16 protein-coding genes are annotated in these 17,355 nt (G+C 57.1%); 10 read left to right on the top strand and 6 right to left on the bottom strand.

The window, feature by feature from the left end:
* Window positions 1-11 precede the first annotated feature (11 nt).
* From pckA to FY206_RS22780, 5 genes are all read right to left on the bottom strand, one after another.
* Window positions 12-1,631 (bottom strand): phosphoenolpyruvate carboxykinase (ATP), encoded by a 1,620-nt coding sequence (gene pckA, locus FY206_RS22800; protein ID WP_023309493.1) that lies wholly within the window; start codon window positions 1,629-1,631, stop codon window positions 12-14.
* A 388-nt stretch (window positions 1,632-2,019) separates the two neighbouring features.
* Window positions 2,020-2,904 carry an Hsp33 family molecular chaperone HslO gene (gene hslO / locus FY206_RS22795; protein ID WP_167513856.1) on the bottom strand — a complete coding sequence of 295 codons (885 nt, stop codon included), beginning with the start codon at window positions 2,902-2,904 and terminating at the stop codon, window positions 2,020-2,022.
* Between the two features lie 17 nt (window positions 2,905-2,921).
* Window positions 2,922-3,323, bottom strand: a complete 402-nt coding sequence (hslR, locus tag FY206_RS22790; protein ID WP_032644577.1) for a ribosome-associated heat shock protein Hsp15 — start codon at window positions 3,321-3,323, stop codon at window positions 2,922-2,924.
* Entirely contained in the window at window positions 3,320-4,003 is a 684-nt protein-coding gene (gene yrfG / locus FY206_RS22785) for a GMP/IMP nucleotidase (protein WP_032644576.1), read from the bottom strand. The genes hslR and yrfG overlap by 4 nt, the downstream gene beginning before the upstream one ends.
* A 66-nt stretch (window positions 4,004-4,069) precedes the next feature.
* On the bottom strand, window positions 4,070-6,205 hold the full coding sequence (locus FY206_RS22780) for an intracellular growth attenuator family protein (protein WP_045890199.1): 2,136 nt from the start codon (window positions 6,203-6,205) through the stop codon (window positions 4,070-4,072).
* 324 nt (window positions 6,206-6,529) lie between these two features.
* On the opposite strand from FY206_RS22780, the gene nudE reads away from it, so the two are divergent.
* Entirely contained in the window at window positions 6,530-7,090 is a 561-nt protein-coding gene (gene nudE / locus FY206_RS22775; RefSeq protein WP_032644574.1) for an ADP compounds hydrolase NudE, read from the top strand.
* A gap of 79 nt (window positions 7,091-7,169) precedes the next feature.
* On the opposite strand, the gene mrcA is transcribed toward nudE, so the two are convergent.
* Window positions 7,170-9,722, bottom strand: a complete 2,553-nt coding sequence (gene mrcA, locus FY206_RS22770; protein ID WP_032644573.1) for a peptidoglycan glycosyltransferase/peptidoglycan DD-transpeptidase MrcA — start codon at window positions 9,720-9,722, stop codon at window positions 7,170-7,172.
* Window positions 9,723-9,842: 120 nt separating this feature from the next.
* On the opposite strand from mrcA, the gene FY206_RS22765 reads away from it, so the two are divergent.
* The 9 genes from FY206_RS22765 (at window position 9,843) to dam (ending at window position 17,347) form a co-directional block, all read left to right on the top strand.
* Window positions 9,843-10,619: a type IV pilus biogenesis protein PilM gene (locus tag FY206_RS22765; protein WP_032644572.1), complete on the top strand. Its 777-nt coding sequence runs from the start codon at window positions 9,843-9,845 to the stop codon at window positions 10,617-10,619.
* Entirely contained in the window at window positions 10,616-11,110 is a 495-nt protein-coding gene (locus FY206_RS22760; protein ID WP_032644571.1) for a PilN domain-containing protein, read from the top strand. The genes FY206_RS22765 and FY206_RS22760 overlap by 4 nt, the downstream gene beginning before the upstream one ends.
* Before the next feature lie 3 nt (window positions 11,111-11,113).
* On the top strand, window positions 11,114-11,569 hold the full coding sequence (locus tag FY206_RS22755) for a HofO family protein (RefSeq protein ID WP_032644570.1): 456 nt from the start codon (window positions 11,114-11,116) through the stop codon (window positions 11,567-11,569).
* Window positions 11,559-11,963, top strand: a complete 405-nt coding sequence (locus tag FY206_RS22750; protein WP_032644569.1) for a HofP DNA utilization family protein — start codon at window positions 11,559-11,561, stop codon at window positions 11,961-11,963. The genes FY206_RS22755 and FY206_RS22750 overlap by 11 nt, the downstream gene beginning before the upstream one ends.
* A complete protein-coding gene (gene hofQ, locus FY206_RS22745) occupies window positions 11,890-13,113 on the top strand; it encodes a DNA uptake porin HofQ (protein ID WP_229267863.1) in 1,224 nt (407 codons plus the stop codon). The genes FY206_RS22750 and hofQ overlap by 74 nt, the downstream gene beginning before the upstream one ends.
* A 286-nt stretch (window positions 13,114-13,399) precedes the next feature.
* Window positions 13,400-13,921 carry a shikimate kinase AroK gene (gene aroK / locus FY206_RS22740; RefSeq protein WP_003861630.1) on the top strand — a complete coding sequence of 174 codons (522 nt, stop codon included), beginning with the start codon at window positions 13,400-13,402 and terminating at the stop codon, window positions 13,919-13,921.
* Between the two features lie 57 nt (window positions 13,922-13,978).
* Window positions 13,979-15,067, top strand: a complete 1,089-nt coding sequence (aroB, locus tag FY206_RS22735) for a 3-dehydroquinate synthase (protein WP_032644567.1) — start codon at window positions 13,979-13,981, stop codon at window positions 15,065-15,067.
* A gap of 92 nt (window positions 15,068-15,159) precedes the next feature.
* Window positions 15,160-16,467, top strand: a complete 1,308-nt coding sequence (gene damX / locus FY206_RS22730; protein ID WP_032644566.1) for a cell division protein DamX — start codon at window positions 15,160-15,162, stop codon at window positions 16,465-16,467.
* A 67-nt stretch (window positions 16,468-16,534) separates the two neighbouring features.
* Window positions 16,535-17,347, top strand: a complete 813-nt coding sequence (gene dam / locus FY206_RS22725; protein WP_032644565.1) for an adenine-specific DNA-methyltransferase — start codon at window positions 16,535-16,537, stop codon at window positions 17,345-17,347.
* The last annotated feature ends 8 nt before the right edge of the window (window positions 17,348-17,355 follow it).

Below are 17,355 nucleotides of genomic sequence, written 5' to 3'. Positions count from 1 at the left end.
CCCGACATGGACTACAGTTTTGGACCCGCGCTCACCAGCGCAGCACCCGCCGGGGTATCGGTATACTTCTCGAAGTTCTCAATAAACAGCTTCGCCAGCGATTCCGCCTTCTCGCGCCACTGTTCCGGCGAACCGTACGTGTTGCGCGGGTCGAGGATATGCGTATCCACACCCGGCAGCGACGTTGGGATCGCCAGGTCAAACATCGGCAGCGTAAAGGTTTCGGCGTCGTCCAGAGAACCGTCCAGAATCGCGTCGATAATCGCGCGGGTATCTTTGATAGAGATACGTTTGCCGGTACCGTTCCAGCCGGTGTTCACCAGATATGCCTGCGCGCCGGACGCCTGCATGCGTTTCACCAGCACTTCAGCGTACTGCGTCGGGTGCAGCGACAGGAAGGCCGCGCCGAAGCAGGCGGAGAAGGTTGGGGTTGGCTCCGTCACGCCGCGCTCGGTACCCGCCAGTTTGGCCGTAAAGCCAGAGAGGAAGTGGTACTGCGTCTGGCTGGCCGTCAGGCGAGATACCGGAGGCAGCACGCCGAACGCATCCGCCGTCAGGAAAATGACCTTCGTGGCATGGCCCGCTTTTGACACCGGCTTCACGATGTTGTCGATGTGGTAGATCGGGTATGAGACGCGGGTATTTTCGGTTTTTGAGGCGTCGTCAAAGTCGATAGAGCCGTCGGCACGCACGGTGACGTTTTCCAGCAGCGCATCGCGACGGATCGCGTGGAAGATATCCGGCTCCGCCTCTTCAGACAGGCGAATGGTCTTCGCGTAGCAGCCGCCTTCAAAGTTAAACACGCCGTCATCGTCCCAGCCGTGTTCGTCATCGCCAATCAGACGACGTTTCGGATCGGTGGACAGGGTGGTTTTCCCGGTGCCGGACAGGCCGAAGAAGACCGCCACGTCGCCTTTCTCGCCGACGTTCGCCGAGCAGTGCATGGAGGCGATGCCGCGCAGCGGCAGCAGGTAGTTCATGACCGAGAACATCCCTTTCTTCATCTCGCCGCCGTACCAGGTACCGCCGATCAGCTGGATACGCTCGGTCAGGTTGAAGGCCACAAAGTTTTCGGAGTTCAGGCCCTGCTCTTTCCACTGTGGGTTGGTGCATTTCGCGCCGTTCATTACGATGAAGTCAGGCGTGAAGTCCTGCAGCTCTTCGTCGGTTGGACGAATAAACATGTTCTTCACGAAATGCGCCTGCCAGGCCACTTCGGTAATGAAACGCACGGAGAGACGGGTGTCGGCGTTAGCGCCGCAGAAAGCGTCGACAATGAAAAGACGCTTGCCGGAAAGTTGATGGGTGACGAGCCCTTTCAGGTGCTGCCAGGTTTCCGGGGAGAGCGGTTTGTTGTCGTTCTTCCCTTTGCCCTTGTCAGCCCACCACAGCGTATCGCGGGTGGTTTCGTCTCGGACGATATACTTATCTTTCGGCGAACGACCGGTAAAAATACCGGTATCGACGGCGATAGCACCAAGATTCGTCAACACACCACGCTCGTATCCTTCCAGTGCTGGATTGAGCTCTTCCTGATACAGCGTATCGTAGTCGGGGTTGTAGACGATTTCCTGGACGTCGTGAATACCATAAGCCTTGAGATCTTGCGGGGTTAAACCAGTAACACGCATATCACTGCTCCTTAGCCAATATGTACTGCCTGAAATTGTAGGGTTTTTCTGAGGTTGTTTACCGCGACGGGGCTCATAGATTCATGCATCTGGACAAAACCCTTACTAACGGAAAACGCTGCGACTCCAGTCACAGCGCAGGCGGATTATCGCAGGAATCGCTTTTTGGTTGGGGAAAATGTTCCTAAAAGGTTAAACGCTGGTGATTTTATCGGAAGGAATGTGAATGTAATCGCATACACGTAAGAAAATTACGTAAGAGTTACATTGGGAAAACGATTCAGCTTGGGGGGGGTTACCCCTCACCCTAACCCTCTCCCCAAAGGGGAGAGGGAACTAATACACCCTCTCCCCTTTGGGGAGAGGGCAGGGTGAGGGGGAAAGAGGCTTAGTGAACCTGCGGATCCGCCGGGGAGGCGTTGTTGCGGATCTCAGCGATATCCATCGAATTGAACACATAGTGCGTACCGCAGTAGTCACAGTGCATATCAATTTCGCCGTCTTCCGCCATGATGCTGTCGATCTCTTCATCCGGCAGGGTTTTCAGCGCGCCTGCACAGCGCTCGCGGGAACAGGTGCACTTAAATTCCACGGACTGCGGGTCGTAGACGGTTACTTCTTCTTCGTGGTACAGACGCCACAGCACGTCGGTCGCCGACAGGGTGAACAGCTCTTCCGCTTTAATGGTTTCAGTCAGCGTCGCTAGGTGCTCAAAGTCATTGGTCTGCGCATCCTGCGCAGGCAGAACCTGCAGCAGCATACCGCCCGCAGCGGGCTGGCCGTCCACTTCGCCGGTGCGGATGAACAGACGCGTCGGCAGCTGTTCAGAACGCATGAAGTAATCTTCCAGGCAGGCAGCGAGGGTGTCGCCTTCCAGACCCACCACGCCCTGATAGCGTTCACCTTCCTCAGGGGAGATGGTGATCACCAGGTAGCCATTACCCACCAGCGTTTTGAGGTCCGCGTTTTCAGGCACGTCTCCCTGAACGCGCGCCACGCCGCGCATCTGCTGCTGGTTATTGCCGTTGATCACCGCCAGCGTCATCGGACCATCGCCCTGCAGCTGCACGGTGATATCACCGGCAAATTTCAGCGTTGCGGTCAGCAGGCTGGTGGCAACCAGCAGTTCGCCCAACAGGGTCTTCACCGGCAGCGGGTAGTTGTGGTTTTCCAGAATCTGTTTCCAGGTTTCGGATACGGTGACCAGCTCGCCGCGCACGGCGAATTGTTCAAACAGATAGCGGTGTAATTGGTCGTGTTGGGCCATTTTCATCTCTCGTGCGGGTGAGGTTACTCGGTCTCACCGTGTTTAAATTTCATCAGATCGCGGCGCTCTTTTTTATCCGGACGCCGGTCCGGGTGGGGCATGGTCAGCGCATTCATTTTGCGCGCCAGCGCGGTCTTCTCGCGCTTTTCTGTGCTCTCTGCCGTCTCTTCATAAAGCAGTACGGCTTCCGTTGCGGGCCGCCGCTGTTCGGTAATGGCTTTAATCACCACCGTACGTTCATCGTTGCCCTGACGCAGCGTTAAGGTGGCATTTAGCTCAACCAGCTTGCTCGGCTTGCTGCGCTGGCCGTTGTAATGCACTTTACCGCCGTCAACCATCTCGCGGGCAAGAGCGCGCGTTTTATAAAAACGGGCTGCCCACAGCCATTTATCCAGTCTTACCCCGTCTGAGGGTTTTTCTTTCATGGCGTCTCCTTCACGGTCAGCGAGGGGATCATCTGGCGATAGTCGTTCAGTCCCGGGTGGCGCAGATAGCTTTTTTCAGCCAGACCAGAGTCAGGATTGGTGACGCCCAGACAGTAGCGAATGCCAAACCTTGCCGCGGAATCCAGAATGGGCTCGCTGTCATCAATGAACAGCGTGCGTTCCGGCTGCAAACCCGTCTCTTCCTTCACCGCATGCCACAAACGCTGATCCTCTTTCGGATAACCAAATGTGTGGGTGGAAAGTAATAAATCAAGGTGCGATGCCAGACCCGTGTGCTCCAGCTTCACCGCCAGGTTATGCGGATGCGCGTTGGTCAGCAAAATACGGCGCTTGCCGCTGGCTTTCAGCGCGTCCAGAAAGGGCACGGTATCCTCGCGCAGAACGGCGCGTGGGCCCTGGGCGGTGGTCATGGCACAAATATCCAGACCGAGGCGCTCGCTCCAGTAGTCAAGACAGTACCAGTTTAGCGTATGCTGGACCGCGCTATATTGCGAACGAATGAATGCCTGCGCTTCTGCCGGGGTGATCCCCTGCTGCTGGCCATAGGTTTCAGGAACCAGCGTTTGCCAGAAATAGTTATCAAAGGCGAGATCGAGCAGCGTGCCGTCCATATCCAGCAGAACGGTATCAACCTCCTGCCAGGCGATATCAAGATGCATTAGGGGAACTCCAGCCAGAAGAAACGTGCGCGACAGGGTAGCACATCTTGTCGCGCAACGACGTTATCAGATCAGGCTCTCAGACGAGGGGATCAGCTTAGGGTTGAGGCAGTTTTCGTAATATTGCTGGATGTCGGCAAGCCGCGTACGCGAGCGCTGGTAGCGGCGCAGGGCCATAAAGCCGTTCCAGAAAATGGCGATCAGCATGGCGGTCATCAGCAGGGAGGTGCCGATGTAACGCCACAAACCTGCGCTGTCCGGCATCCGGTGCAGGCCGATATGGCGCGTGCCGTTGGCATCGGTGTAGATGCTTGTGACAATCCCTTCGGCGCTGAACGGCGTTTGCATTAGCATCTGCGCCAGGCGCTGGAATTGACTCCACTGTTCCTGCGCCGGGTAGTCATACAGCGCAACCTGCGGGTAAGGCTGATCGACCAGGTCGCTGCCCTCATCGCTGACAATGACAAACCCGCCCGGTGCCGGACTGTTCAGCGCCTGAGCCGCACGGGTGGTCTCGCGCATCATGAACGGCGATGTGGAGGTGGCGACCAGGTTATCCAGCGATTCAGCGCTCACCGGACGCAGCAGCACGTTGACGCCGTCCAGCCGTCCCGCTTCGGCGCGTTTCACCAGCGAGTCCCAGTCTTTACTGTTACCCAGGTTAACCAGGGCGTTTTTAAGACGTATGCACTCATCCTGAGAGGAGCATAAGTCCTGCGTTTTCAGGACGATGTCGCCAAAATCATCCAGCAGGACCATGCCTGACTTCTGAATGGCCGAGCGCAGCGCCGGACTGACGCGCGGGTCATCGTCCGGTTTCGGGTGCAGCTGCCGATTTACAGTCTGGCTAAGGGCCGTGGCTTTATTCACCACTTCGGATTCCGGCAGCGGCAGCGGCGGCGCGTCGTTCCAGACAATTTGCGAGCAATCGAACGGCATGAACGGTGAGCTCTGGCGGGTGTTCCACGCCCCCGGGGCGTGAATATTGCACATCCCGGTACCCTTCAGGCGCAGCGTGTCCCCCACGCGTACGCCGGCTTCATCCAGCTTGTTGACGCTGGTCGCTTCAATGGTTTGCGCCCCTTTGATCCACGACAGGGTGAATTTGATGGGCATATCCAGCGGGACGAAAAGCAGCAGCATCACTAAGACCAGCGCCGCGCCACCGGCGATGACCGCGCTGCGCAGCCAGTGCTGAAGCGGGAAATTTTTCACTTCATCATGCAGGGACAAGAAGCGTCCCTGGCGCACAACGTGGCGGTCAAGGTAGATATCAATATCGGTTTTCTGCCCTAAGTCCTGCGCAATCCACGGCTGCCAGTGGCGAGGGTAGATCAGGTCGATAATGCCGAGCGAAATATTGTTGAGATGTTCCTGATCGTTCTCACCGAACAGGCCCCAGCGCTTTGGCGTACCGCGCAGGCAGTGGATCTCGCGTAGCGAGGTTTTGGCCGGTGGGGCAAAGAGGCCCCAAAGCCCGCCCGCCAGCAGCAGCACCGCGCCTCCCGCCAGCCAGGGAACAAACACATCCGGCGTGAGCAGGCAGAAAAAAAAGAGCAGAAAGGCAGCGACGATCAGAATGGCTTCACGGATGCCGTCCGGGCGGCTCAGCGCATACTCTTCATGCGTCTCCTGGCGAATGTTCAGCAGTTCGATCTGCTCCGTCTCTTCGCCACGAATGGAAGCCTGCTTCGAGCTCGCCCGCTCCAGCGCAAAGCGCGGGGCTTCCTGAAGGTATTCATTCAGGGTATGGCCGTTAAGCGAGATAACCAGAGGCAACGAGTCGGTGTGGATCAGCTCAACGCTGTTTTCGTCATTAATGTACTGCTCCCAGGACGGGGGCAGATGCACTTCGACGGAATCAAGGTAATAGCGCCATTTATTGGGGTCATCAGTGGTGATGCCGTAGCGCGTGATGGAGCGCGTCACGCAGAGCACGGTATCGCTTTGCGCATTCAGCTTTAGCGCGACGGGCGCAGCGGTGGCCCCCGTTGGCCCAGGCGTTAACTGAGAACGGTTCAGAATTTCGAGATAGTTTTCAACCGCGTCGCGCTCGTCTTGCGTGAGTTTACGCGTGCTTGCTCCCGCGAATGCATTTAAAAAGGGCAGACGGTAATGGCGCTGTGTACGACGCCTGTACAACCATCCTGCAACCAATGCGCTGGCCAGCATAGCAGCGAGAACAATCAAAATGGTGCTCATGCTTTCCCCATCTTACTTATCTTCTTACAGGTGTAGTCATTAGCACCTTTACATTGAACGAGAATCTGAGGTTGGCTATCGGCAAGTATGGCGTCGAACTTGAGCATTCTGAAGCGTATCCCAGTGATCGGTGATGATAGCAAAGCCTGTTATGGCGCGATATCAGCAAATTCCTGGAAACATTTCAACCTCTTGACATTTGTTTTGAATTGAGGATTGATCCCAGTTACGTTGCATAAATGTAAATAAAGAACGATTGACATTGCCGAAACCGTGCGGCGTATCGCACAATAACGCCAGTTCTCACTGCTAAGACCCATCACGATGAGCAAACCATTACAAAAACCCACCATTCTGAATGTTGAAACTGTCGCCAAATCGCGCCTGTTTAATGTCGAAAGTGTGGACCTGGAGTTCAGCAACGGTGTGCGTCGCGTTTATGAACGTATGCGCCCCTCTTCGCGCGAAGCGGTGATGATTGTTCCCATTATCGACGATCACCTGATTTTGATCCGCGAATACGCGGTGGGAACGGAATCTTACGAGCTTGGGTTCTCGAAAGGGCTTATCGACCCGGGTGAAACCGTCTTTGAAGCGGCAAATCGCGAGCTGAAAGAAGAGGTGGGTTTTGGCGCGCATGAGCTTTCATTCCTGAAAAAGCTGAGCATGGCGCCGTCCTATTTTTCCAGCAAAATGAATATCGTGGTGGCGGAAGATCTCTATCCTGAAGCGCTGGAAGGGGATGAGCCGGAGCCGCTGCCTCAGGTTCGCTGGCCGTTAGCGCACCTGATGGATCTGCTGGAAGACCCTGACTTTAATGAGGCTCGCAACGTGAGCGCGCTGTTCCTGGTACGGGAGTGGCTGAAGGGGCAGGGGCGACTGTAGGCCATAAAAAAGCCGGGTGGCGGCTTCGCCTTACCCGGCATACGATGCTGTGCCCGGTTTTTACCGGGCATTTTTATGCTTAGAACAGCTCGTGCGTCTCGCCGTTATCGATAATCTCTGTACCCACCTCATGCACCGCCTGCGTGGTTGGCTGGGTGCCCTCGATGAAATACTCTTCGCGACTGTTACCGCCGTTGGCGAGCTGGCCCGTGCTGCGGTCGATATTGACCGTCACCACGCCCGGCGGCGGCGTCAGCGGCTGCTCCGGCACGCCTTCAAGAACGGATTTCATGTACGCATCCCACGCCGGCTGTGCGCTTTTCGCGCCGCCTTCGTAGCCGGAAATCTGATCTTTAATCGCGCCGGAGGCCGTGGTACGACCTAAGTCGCGGCGGTGATCGTCGAAACCGATCCAGACCGAGGTCACCACGCCCGGCCCGTAGCCGGAGAACCACGCATCTTTCGAACTGTTGGTTGTCCCCGTTTTACCGCCGATATCATGGCGCTGCAAATCACGCCCTGCGCGCCAGCCGGTGCCCTGCCAGCCCGGTTCACCGAAGATGTTGGTGTTAAGCGCGCTTTTGATCAGGAACGACAGCGGCGTGTTGATCACATGCGGGGCATATTCCGGCGCGCCGGTCTGCGCGACCAGCGACTGGTTAGCCTGCTCCAGCTGCGGCTGCGGCACGACAATGTTTGGCTGCTCCTGAGACACGGCTGGATCTTCCATGTCCTTGTTTTCAAGCACCTCGGATTTCGGCGTATTGCCGTAAATCACCGGAATATCGCAGTCAGGACAGGCAATCTTCGGCTTCGCCTCGAACAGCACGCCGCCCTGATCGTTTTCGATCTTGCTGATGAAGTACGGGTCAACCAGGAAGCCGCCGTTGGCCATTACCGAGTAGCCACGTGCAACCTGAAGCGGCGTAAAGGAGGCGGAGCCTAACGCCAATGACTCGGTGCGAACGATGTTCTGCGCCGGGAAACCAAAGCGCTGCAGATACTCTGCGGCATAGTCGACGCCCATCGCGCGCATGGCGCGCACCATCACCACGTTTTTCGACTGTCCCAGGCCCTGACGGAGGCGAATAGGACCGGCGTACTCCGCAGGGGAGTTCTTCGGCTGCCAGTCGGAACCGGCACCCGCATCCCAGCGGGAGATTGGCACGTCGTTAAGGATGCTGGCGAGGGTCAAGCCCTTATCCATCGCGGCCGTGTAGAGGAACGGTTTGATATTGGAACCAACCTGACGCAGCGCCTGGGTGGCGCGGTTAAATTTGCTCTGGTTGAAATCAAACCCACCGACCAGGGCCAGGATTGCGCCGTTCTGCGGGTTGATAGAGACGAGGGCCGAGTTGACGTCCGGCACCTGCGCCAGCCACCAGGATTCCCCCACCTTGCGCACCCAGATTTGCTGCCCGGCCTGTACGGCATCGGTCACTTTACGCGGCGTGGCGCCCTGAAGGGTGTCCGAACGGTACGGACGCGCCCAGCGAATACCGTCCATGCGCAGGGAGACGGAGGTACCGTCCGCGAGCGTCGCCACGGCTTCCTGAGGATCGGCCTGCGTCACCACGGCTGGAAGGAGCGGGCCGTAGGTGGGCAGCGCCTTCAGCGTACTGGTGATTTTTTTGCTGTCCCACGCGCTTTCGCCCACCTTCCAGAGCACGTTTGACGGGCCGCGATAGCCGTGACGCATATCGTAGTCTATCACGTTGTTCCGTACCGCTTCCTGCGCCGCCTGCTGGACTTTGCGGGTGACGGTGGTGTACACGCGATAGCCATCTTCATAGGCCTTGTCGCCGTAGCGATTCACCATCTCCTGGCGAACCATCTCGGTCAGGTAAGGAGACGCAAAGGCAATTTCCGGGGCATGGTAGTTAGCGTCAATGACATCGTTACGCGCCTGGTCGTACTCGCTCTGGCTGATATAGCCTTCGCTCAGCATACGTGACAGGACGACGTTACGACGCGCGGTGGCGCGATCGAGGGAGTAGAGCGGGTTAAACGTGGACGGCGCTTTTGGCAGACCGGCGATGGTCGCCATTTCGCTTAAGGTGAGTTGCTCAACAGGCTTACCGAAGTACACCTGTGCGGCAGCCCCCACCCCGTAGGCGCGGTAGCCCAGGTAGATTTTGTTGAGGTACAGCTCAAGGATTTCGTCTTTGCTCAGCAGCTGCTCAATGCGGATTGCAAGAAACACCTCTTTGATCTTACGTATCAGCGTCTTTTCAGGGCTGAGGAAGAAGTTACGCGCCAGCTGCTGCGTAATGGTACTCGCCCCCTGGGAGGCGTGACCCGAGAACAGCGCAATGCTTGCGGCACGGAAAATCCCCACCGGATCGACGCCGTGGTGCTCGTAGAAACGGCTGTCCTCCGTGGCGATAAAGGCTTTTACCATCACGGGTGGAATTTGGTTTAAGGTCAGCGGGATACGACGCTTCTCGCCATACTGCGCCATCAGCTCGCCATCGGCGCTATAGACCTGCATCGGGATCTGGAGGCGCACATCGCGAAGCGTGGCGACATCAGGTAGCTGTGGCTCAATATATTTGTACAAACCGTAAATCGAGCCTGCTCCCAGCAGAATGCAACAGACTGCAAGGATGAATAAATACTTTACGAACTTCACCGGAGATTTCCCATTTGGTTTCACTTGGGCAGTTTCTAAACAATCGCGCAGTAGTATAAAGGCAAGCCTGATTCATTGATATAGCCGTCAAGGAGACGGACGATAAGGAGATCGTGAAGCATGGCTTTCAAAACATGGCAAACGGGCGTTCATATTCAACAGGATAGGGTGCGGATCGTCGCGTTGGCCCGCGAGAAGTCGGGCTGGTGCTTGCGCCGCTGGTGGGCGATTCCTCTGGGCGAAGGCATCATTCGTGACGGCAAAATTTGTCAGCCAGAACAGCTGGTTGATGCGTTGCGCGACTGGCGGAAAACGCTGCCGCACTATCACCGGGTGTTCCTCTCATTCCCGGCGGCACGGACCCTGCAACGCTCGCTTCCCCGCCCGACCGTTGCGCTGCGCGACAGCGAGCAGCTCTCATGGCTTGGCGCCGCGCTCGCGCGCGACCTGGAGATGTCGGCCGATACGCTCTGCTTCGATTACGCGCAGGATACGTTCAGCAATACCTTTCACGTGACGGCCGCACAAAACAAAGAGGTCGATACCCTTCTGACGTTAGCGAAAGCGCTGCGTTTGCGGCTGGTGACCATTACGCCGGATGCCAGCGCGCTGGCGAATCTTCTGCCCGCGCTGGCACCGGCGCAGTGTGTCGCCTGGCGGGACGATCGCCAGTGGCTGTGGGCGATGCGCCACCAGTGGGGGCGGCGCTTGACTACCGAAGCAGAAAACGTGGCCGATCTGGCGGCACTGCTGGCTCTGCGGGCGGATGACGTTGCGCTTTTTGATAGCCAACGTGAGCCGTGGGACATTCTGGAACGCTGCCATGCCCCACTTCCGGAATGCGGGGCGGATTATACCGTTGCGCTGGCGTTAGCCATGAGCGAGGTGCCTGGATGAGCATCATGAACTTTATGCCCTGGCGACAGCAGCGGCGCGCCCGGTGCCTGCGTTTCTGGGGCGTACTCTGGGTCGGCACCGTGCTGTTGACGCTCGCGGCCATTTTCTGTCTGCGGATGAATCCTCTCGTGAGGATCCAGGCGCTGCAAGCGGATCTGAGGGGAGCGCAGTCCGTGCAGCATGTGCTCCTCTCCCGGCAGAGACTCGCCGCACAAGGGCCGATGCCAGAGCAGGAACGTCAAGAACGCGCGTGGCAGCTCGTGTTGGCCTCTCTCTCCGCCGCCATTCCTTCTCAGGTCTGGCTGACAGAGCTGCGCTTTCAGCCTCCCACTCTGATATTGACCGGGTATGCCATCACCCTGCCGGCACTGACTGCGCTGCGCGATGCGTTTGGCCAAATAGCGGGTTTTACCCCCGGAACGGAGGGGGAGCTTCGGCAGGACGGTCAGGGGCGCTGGACGTTCATCCTCCATCTTAAAAGCGAGGGGTAGCGCGTGGACGCTCTGTTAGAACGCTGGTGCGAAAGCCGCCCCTGGGGGCGGGTGCTCTTCTGGTGTCTGGGGAGTCTGCTGGCTGGACTGGCCGCGTGTGGCACCTTGCTCAGACCGGTAGACAGGCAGTGTGCTGAACTAGAACGCCAGCTGATGGAAAACGTCAGGGCTAACGCAGCGTTATGGCCTGCTGTCAGACAGATGCCGTTTCGTTCAGAAACGGCAGTAGCACGGGTGCGAATGCCGTTTTCCCCGCTCGATTTTCAGGGCGATGACGCGGCGCTGGTGCACTGGAAGCCCCTGCAGAACGGAGGGGAACTGATACTGGATCTGGAGTGGAAAGCACTCCCGGCGCTTTTTTCCCGGCTGGCGCAGCGGGATGTGCAGATTGTCGCCTTTACGATTGCGCCACAAGGTACGGCGTTGCGCCTGCGCCTGGAGCTGGAACATGCGAAATAGCACACGATATCTGCTGGTTTGCTCAGCGCTGCTATTAACCGGCATGCGCGACCCGTTTCGCCCGCCTGACGATCCCTGCGCCCTCGGCGAGCTGGCCCAGTGGCACTATCGCGGCATGGTGAGAGGGCAGCAGGCCACCGGCATTTTACAGGATGGACAGAAGCGCTGGTACCGGCTGAAAACGCATGAGCGCTTCCCGGCGGGCTGGACGATAACAGACATCAATGAAACGGAACTGGTTGTTGACGTGGGTGAGGCATGTAAACCAGGAATATGGACGTGGCAACGAGAAGGAACGAAGAAGAATGAATCTACGGATAATGCTGTGGCTACTGGCGTTCAGCCATCCGCTGTGGGCCGCCGCGCCAAAACCGATCACGCTGGTGGTGGATGACGTTCCCGTTGTCCAGGTGCTGCAAAGCCTGGTTGCACAGGAGAACCGTAATCTGGTGGTATCGCCTGACGTCAGCGGCACGCTTTCGCTTAACCTGACGCGCGTTCCCTGGCGTCAGGCGCTGCAGACGGTGGTGAGCAGCGCAGGCCTCGTTTTGCGGGAAGAGGGTGGGATTTTTTACGTGCACACCGCAGCCTGGGAGCGTGAACAGCAGGAACGCGCAGAACAGGAGCGGGCGCGACGACAGCTTGATGCACCGCTGGTGTCTCACGGCATCCCTTTTTCCTATGCCGATGCCGGAGAGCTGCAAAAAGCCGCGGAAAAGCTCCTGAGCCCAAAGGGGAGCTTATCCGTCGACAAACGCACCAACCGGCTGCTGATTCGGGATAACCAGACGGTAGTGGATACGCTGCAGCGCTGGGCCGCTCAGATGGATATTCCGGTCGAACAGGTCGAGCTGGCGGCGCATATTGTGACCATTAATGAAAAAAGCCTGCGTGAGCTGGGGGTGAAGTGGAGTCTCGCCGACGCGACCGACGCGGGCAAGGTTGGACAGCTCACGACGCTGGGCAGCGATCTTTCCGTCGCCAGCGCCACCAGCCACGTGGGCTTTAACATCGGGCGGATCAATGGTCGACTGCTGGATCTGGAGCTCTCTGCGCTGGAGCAGAAACAGCAGGTCGATATCATCGCCAGCCCGCGGCTGCTGGCCTCGCATATGCAGCCGGCCAGCATCAAGCAGGGAAGTGAAATTCCGTATCAGGTGTCAAGCGGTGAGAGCGGGGCAACTTCCGTTGAGTTTAAAGAGGCGGTTTTGGGGATGGAGGTCACGCCGGTGGTCCTGCCCGGTGGACGCGTGCGCCTGAAATTACACATCAGCGAAAATATGCCGGGGCAGGTCCTGCAGCAGGCGGACGGCGAAACGCTGGCGATCGACAAACAGGAGATAGAAACCCAGGTGGAGGTAAAAAGTGGAGAAACGCTGGCGTTGGGTGGAATTTTTTCGCAGAAGAACAAAACCGGCAGCGACAGCGTGCCGGGGCTGGGAAAAATCCCCTGGCTTGGGCAGCTTTTTCGCCACGACGGGAAGGACAATGAACGGCGCGAGTTAGTGGTATTTATTACGCCACGCCTGGTGGGTATTCGCTGACGGGTGACAATCCCCGCAATGATTTTGCATTCAGATTGTTGCAGATGTTTGACGTGGGGCATGAATTAGCATACAAGGAGTACCGATTTGAGTTGGACTGACGTCTTATTACCTTATGCGCCCGGCGCGGTGATTTAATCAGTTGCCAAACAAGCCGGAGTATTGAGATAATTTTTAGTCTGACTCTCGCTCTATTGCATATGAGGTTTCAGTTCATGTCCTGCTACGCTGGGTGTCTGCGAAGCGGGGATTACCATTAACGAATAGTCTTAGTAGTACCGATAAAATGGCAGAGAAACGCAATATCTTTCTGGTTGGGCCTATGGGTGCCGGCAAAAGCACTATTGGGCGTCAGTTAGCTCAACAACTCAATATGGAATTTTACGATTCTGATCAAGAGATTGAGAAACGAACCGGAGCTGATGTGGGCTGGGTTTTCGACGTAGAAGGCGAAGAAGGTTTCCGTGACCGAGAAGAAAAAGTGATCAACGAACTCACGGAAAAACAGGGCATCGTTCTGGCAACAGGCGGCGGCTCTGTGAAATCTCGCGAAACCCGCAACCGTCTCTCCGCCCGTGGCGTAGTGGTCTATCTTGAGACGACCATCGAGAAACAGCTGGCACGTACGCAGCGCGATAAAAAGCGCCCGCTGCTGCAGGTTGAAACGCCACCACGCGAAGTTCTGGAAGCGTTGGCCGATGAACGCAATCCGCTGTATGAAGAGATTGCCGATGTGACCATTCGTACTGACGACCAGAGCGCTAAAGTGGTTGCAAACCAGATTATTCATATGCTGGAAAGCAACTGATTCTGGCTTTATATACACTCGCCTGCGGGTAAAAGCATTAAAGGTGGATGTTGCGTCATGGAGAGGATTACAGTTACTCTCGGGGAACGTAGTTACCCTATCACCATCGCGGCTGGTTTGTTTAACGACCCAGCTTCCTTTTTACCACTGAAAGCGGGTGATCGGGCGATGCTGGTCACCAATGAGACGCTGGCTCCGCTTTATCTCGACCGCGTACGCCACCTGCTTGAGCAGGCGGGCGTAAAAGTCGACAGTGTGATTCTCCCCGATGGCGAGCAGTATAAAAGCCTGACGGTACTGGATACCGTCTTTACCGCATTGCTGCAAAAACCGCACGGTCGCGATACAACACTGCTTGCCCTGGGCGGCGGTGTTGTGGGCGATCTGACCGGCTTTGCGGCCGCAAGCTATCAGCGTGGCGTTCGTTTTATTCAAATCCCGACCACGCTGCTGTCCCAGGTCGACTCCTCTGTCGGCGGCAAAACGGCAGTCAACCACCCGCTCGGCAAAAATATGATTGGCGCGTTCTACCAGCCCGCATCGGTGGTGGTGGATCTCGACTGTCTGAAAACCCTGCCGAAGCGAGAGCTTGCTTCCGGTCTGGCAGAAGTGATCAAATACGGCATTATTCTGGATGGCGAGTTCTTTAGCTGGCTTGAAGAGAATATGGATGCGTTGTTGCGCCTGGATGAGGCTAAGCTGGCATACTGCATTCGCCGTTGTTGTGAACTGAAAGCAGAAGTTGTCGCCGCAGACGAGCGTGAAACGGGCTTACGTGCTTTACTGAATCTTGGGCATACGTTTGGTCACGCCATTGAAGCCGAAATGGGTTACGGCAACTGGCTGCACGGCGAAGCCGTCGCGGCTGGCATGGTGATGGCTGCCCGTACCTCTGAACGTCTGGGTCAGTTTAAGCCGGAAGAGACGGCACGCATCATTGCGCTGCTTGAGCGTGCAGGCTTGCCGGTGACCGGGCCGCAGGAGATGTCGGCGCAAGCGTATTTACCCCACATGATGCGCGATAAAAAAGTATTGGCAGGTGAGATGCGTCTTGTACTCCCGCTTGCAATAGGGAAGAGTGAAGTGCGCGGCGGAGTGCCGCACGATGTCGTTCTTGGCGCTATCGCTGATTGTCAGCAGGCGTAAAAACTAGAAAGGTCAGGCCACTGTCGCAGGTGGTCGTTTAGCTTCAGGTGAAATGCAAAGTCGTTGGCATAAGCCTTTGAGTGGGGTGTTAAATGGATGAATTCAAACCAGAAGACGAGCTGAAACCCGATCCCAGCGATCGTCGTACTGGTCGTTCTCGTCAATCTTCAGAACGTGATAGCGAGCCGCAGATCAACTTTGACGATGTTGATTTGGATGCAGACGATCGTCGTCCTTCGCGCAGCCGCAACGTGCACGAAGAGCGAGCAGAAGAGGATTATGAGTCCGAAGAAGATTCAATGGACGAACAGCCTGTAGAGCGTCGCCCGCGTAAACGTAAAAAAGCCGCTGCGCCAAAACCGGCTTCCCGCCAGTATATTATGATGGGCCTCGGCGTTCTGGTGCTTGTGCTGCTGATTGTCGGCATTGGCTCCGCGCTGAAAGCACCGTCAACGAATTCAACCGAGCGAACCGCCTCCGCCGAGAAGAGCATCAACCTGTCCGGTAACGATGCGTCCAACCAGGCGAATGGCGCACAGCCTGCACCGGGTGCCACTTCTGCAGAGCAGACCGCGGGTAACACCACGGTGCCGCAGGATGTTTCTCTGCCACCTGTCTCTTCCACCCCTGCTCAGGGTCAGGCACCTGCAGCGCCTGAAGGCCAGCAGCGCGTAGAAGTTCAGGGAGATCTGAACAATGCGCTGACGCAGCCGCAGAACCAGCAGCAGGTTGATAACGTCGCGGTGAACTCCACGCTGCCAACTGAGCCGGCAACCGTTGCACCGATTCGCGGCGGTAACGCTCAGCCACAAACGGCTACTGCTGCAGCCGAAACCAAACCGCGCCAGACGCAAACTGCGACGCGTCCTGAACGTAAGCAGGCGGTGATTGAGCCTAAGCGTGAAGCCAAACCTCAGGCCGTAGTCAAAGCGCCTGAAGTGAAAGCCGCTCCGGCACAGCCGAAACACACTGAAACGGCTGCGGTGAGCGAGCCTGCTAAAGCGCCGGTCACCCAGACTGCGCCAAAAGCCACGGCGACCACCACGGCACCGGCTGCCACCGCGGCGCCTGCAGCGACGGCAACCGCCTCCAGCAGCGCGGCAGGCAAAACGGCCGGTAACGTCGGGTCGCTGAAATCGGCGCCATCCAGCAACTACACGCTGCAGCTGAGCAGTTCGTCTAACTATGACAACCTCAACAGCTGGGCGAAAAAATCAAATCTGAAAAACTACGTTGTTTATCAGACGACCCGTAACGGTCAACCGTGGTATGTGCTGGTAAGCGGTGTTTATTCGTCTAAAGATGAAGCAAAACGTGCCGTCGCGGCGCTGCCAGCTGATGTTCAGGCGAAAAACCCGTGGGCGAAACCGATTCATCAGGTTCAGGCCGATCTGAAGTAATGTTTAAAGCGCAGGATGCTGTCGGAGCTTTCTCCACAGCCGGAGAAGGTGTAATCAGTTAGTCAGCATGAAAAAAAATCGCGCTTTTCTGAAATGGGCAGGGGGGAAATACCCCCTGCTCGATGATATTAAAAAGCACCTGCCTGAAGGCGAGTGTCTTATCGAACCTTTCGTGGGTGCGGGATCGGTGTTCCTCAACACCGATTTTTCTCGTTATATCCTGGCGGATATCAACAGCGACCTTATCAGCCTCTATAACATCGTTAAGCTGCGTACCGATGAGTACGTCGCAGAGGCGCGCAAACTGTTCACGCCCGAGACCAATAGCCCGGACGTTTACTATCAGTTCCGCACGGAGTTTAACCAGAGCCAGGATCCGTTCCGCCGCGCGCTGCTGTTCCTCTATCTCAATCGGCATGGTTACAACGGCCTGTGCCGGTATAATCTGCGTGGGGAATTTAACGTGCCTTTTGGCCGCTATAAGCGCCCGTATTTCCCACAGGACGAGCTGTACCACTTTGCCGAAAAAGCACAGCACGCAGAGTTTCATTGCCTCTCCTACGAAGAGTGTATGGAGCTGGCAGGCGTAAACTCGGTGGTTTACTGCGACCCGCCATACGCGCCGCTGTCTGCAACGGCGAACTTCACCGCTTATCACACCAACAGCTTCAGCCCTGCCGAACAGGCGCGTCTGGCGGAGATGGCGGAAAAGCTGGTCAGCAAAAGAATTCCGGTGTTAATTTCGAATCACGACACGCCTGATACGCGCGAATGGTACAAAGCCGCGAAGCATTTTCAGGTCAAGGTGCGGCGCAGCATTAGCAGCAACGGCGGCACACGTAAAAAGGTGGACGAACTCCTGGCTCTTTATCGCCCCTGAGCCGTTTT

It is taken from the genome of Enterobacter chengduensis (genome assembly GCF_001984825.2).
Classification (GTDB): domain Bacteria; phylum Pseudomonadota; class Gammaproteobacteria; order Enterobacterales; family Enterobacteriaceae; genus Enterobacter; species Enterobacter chengduensis.
This window is presented reverse-complemented; position numbering and strand designations above follow the sequence as displayed.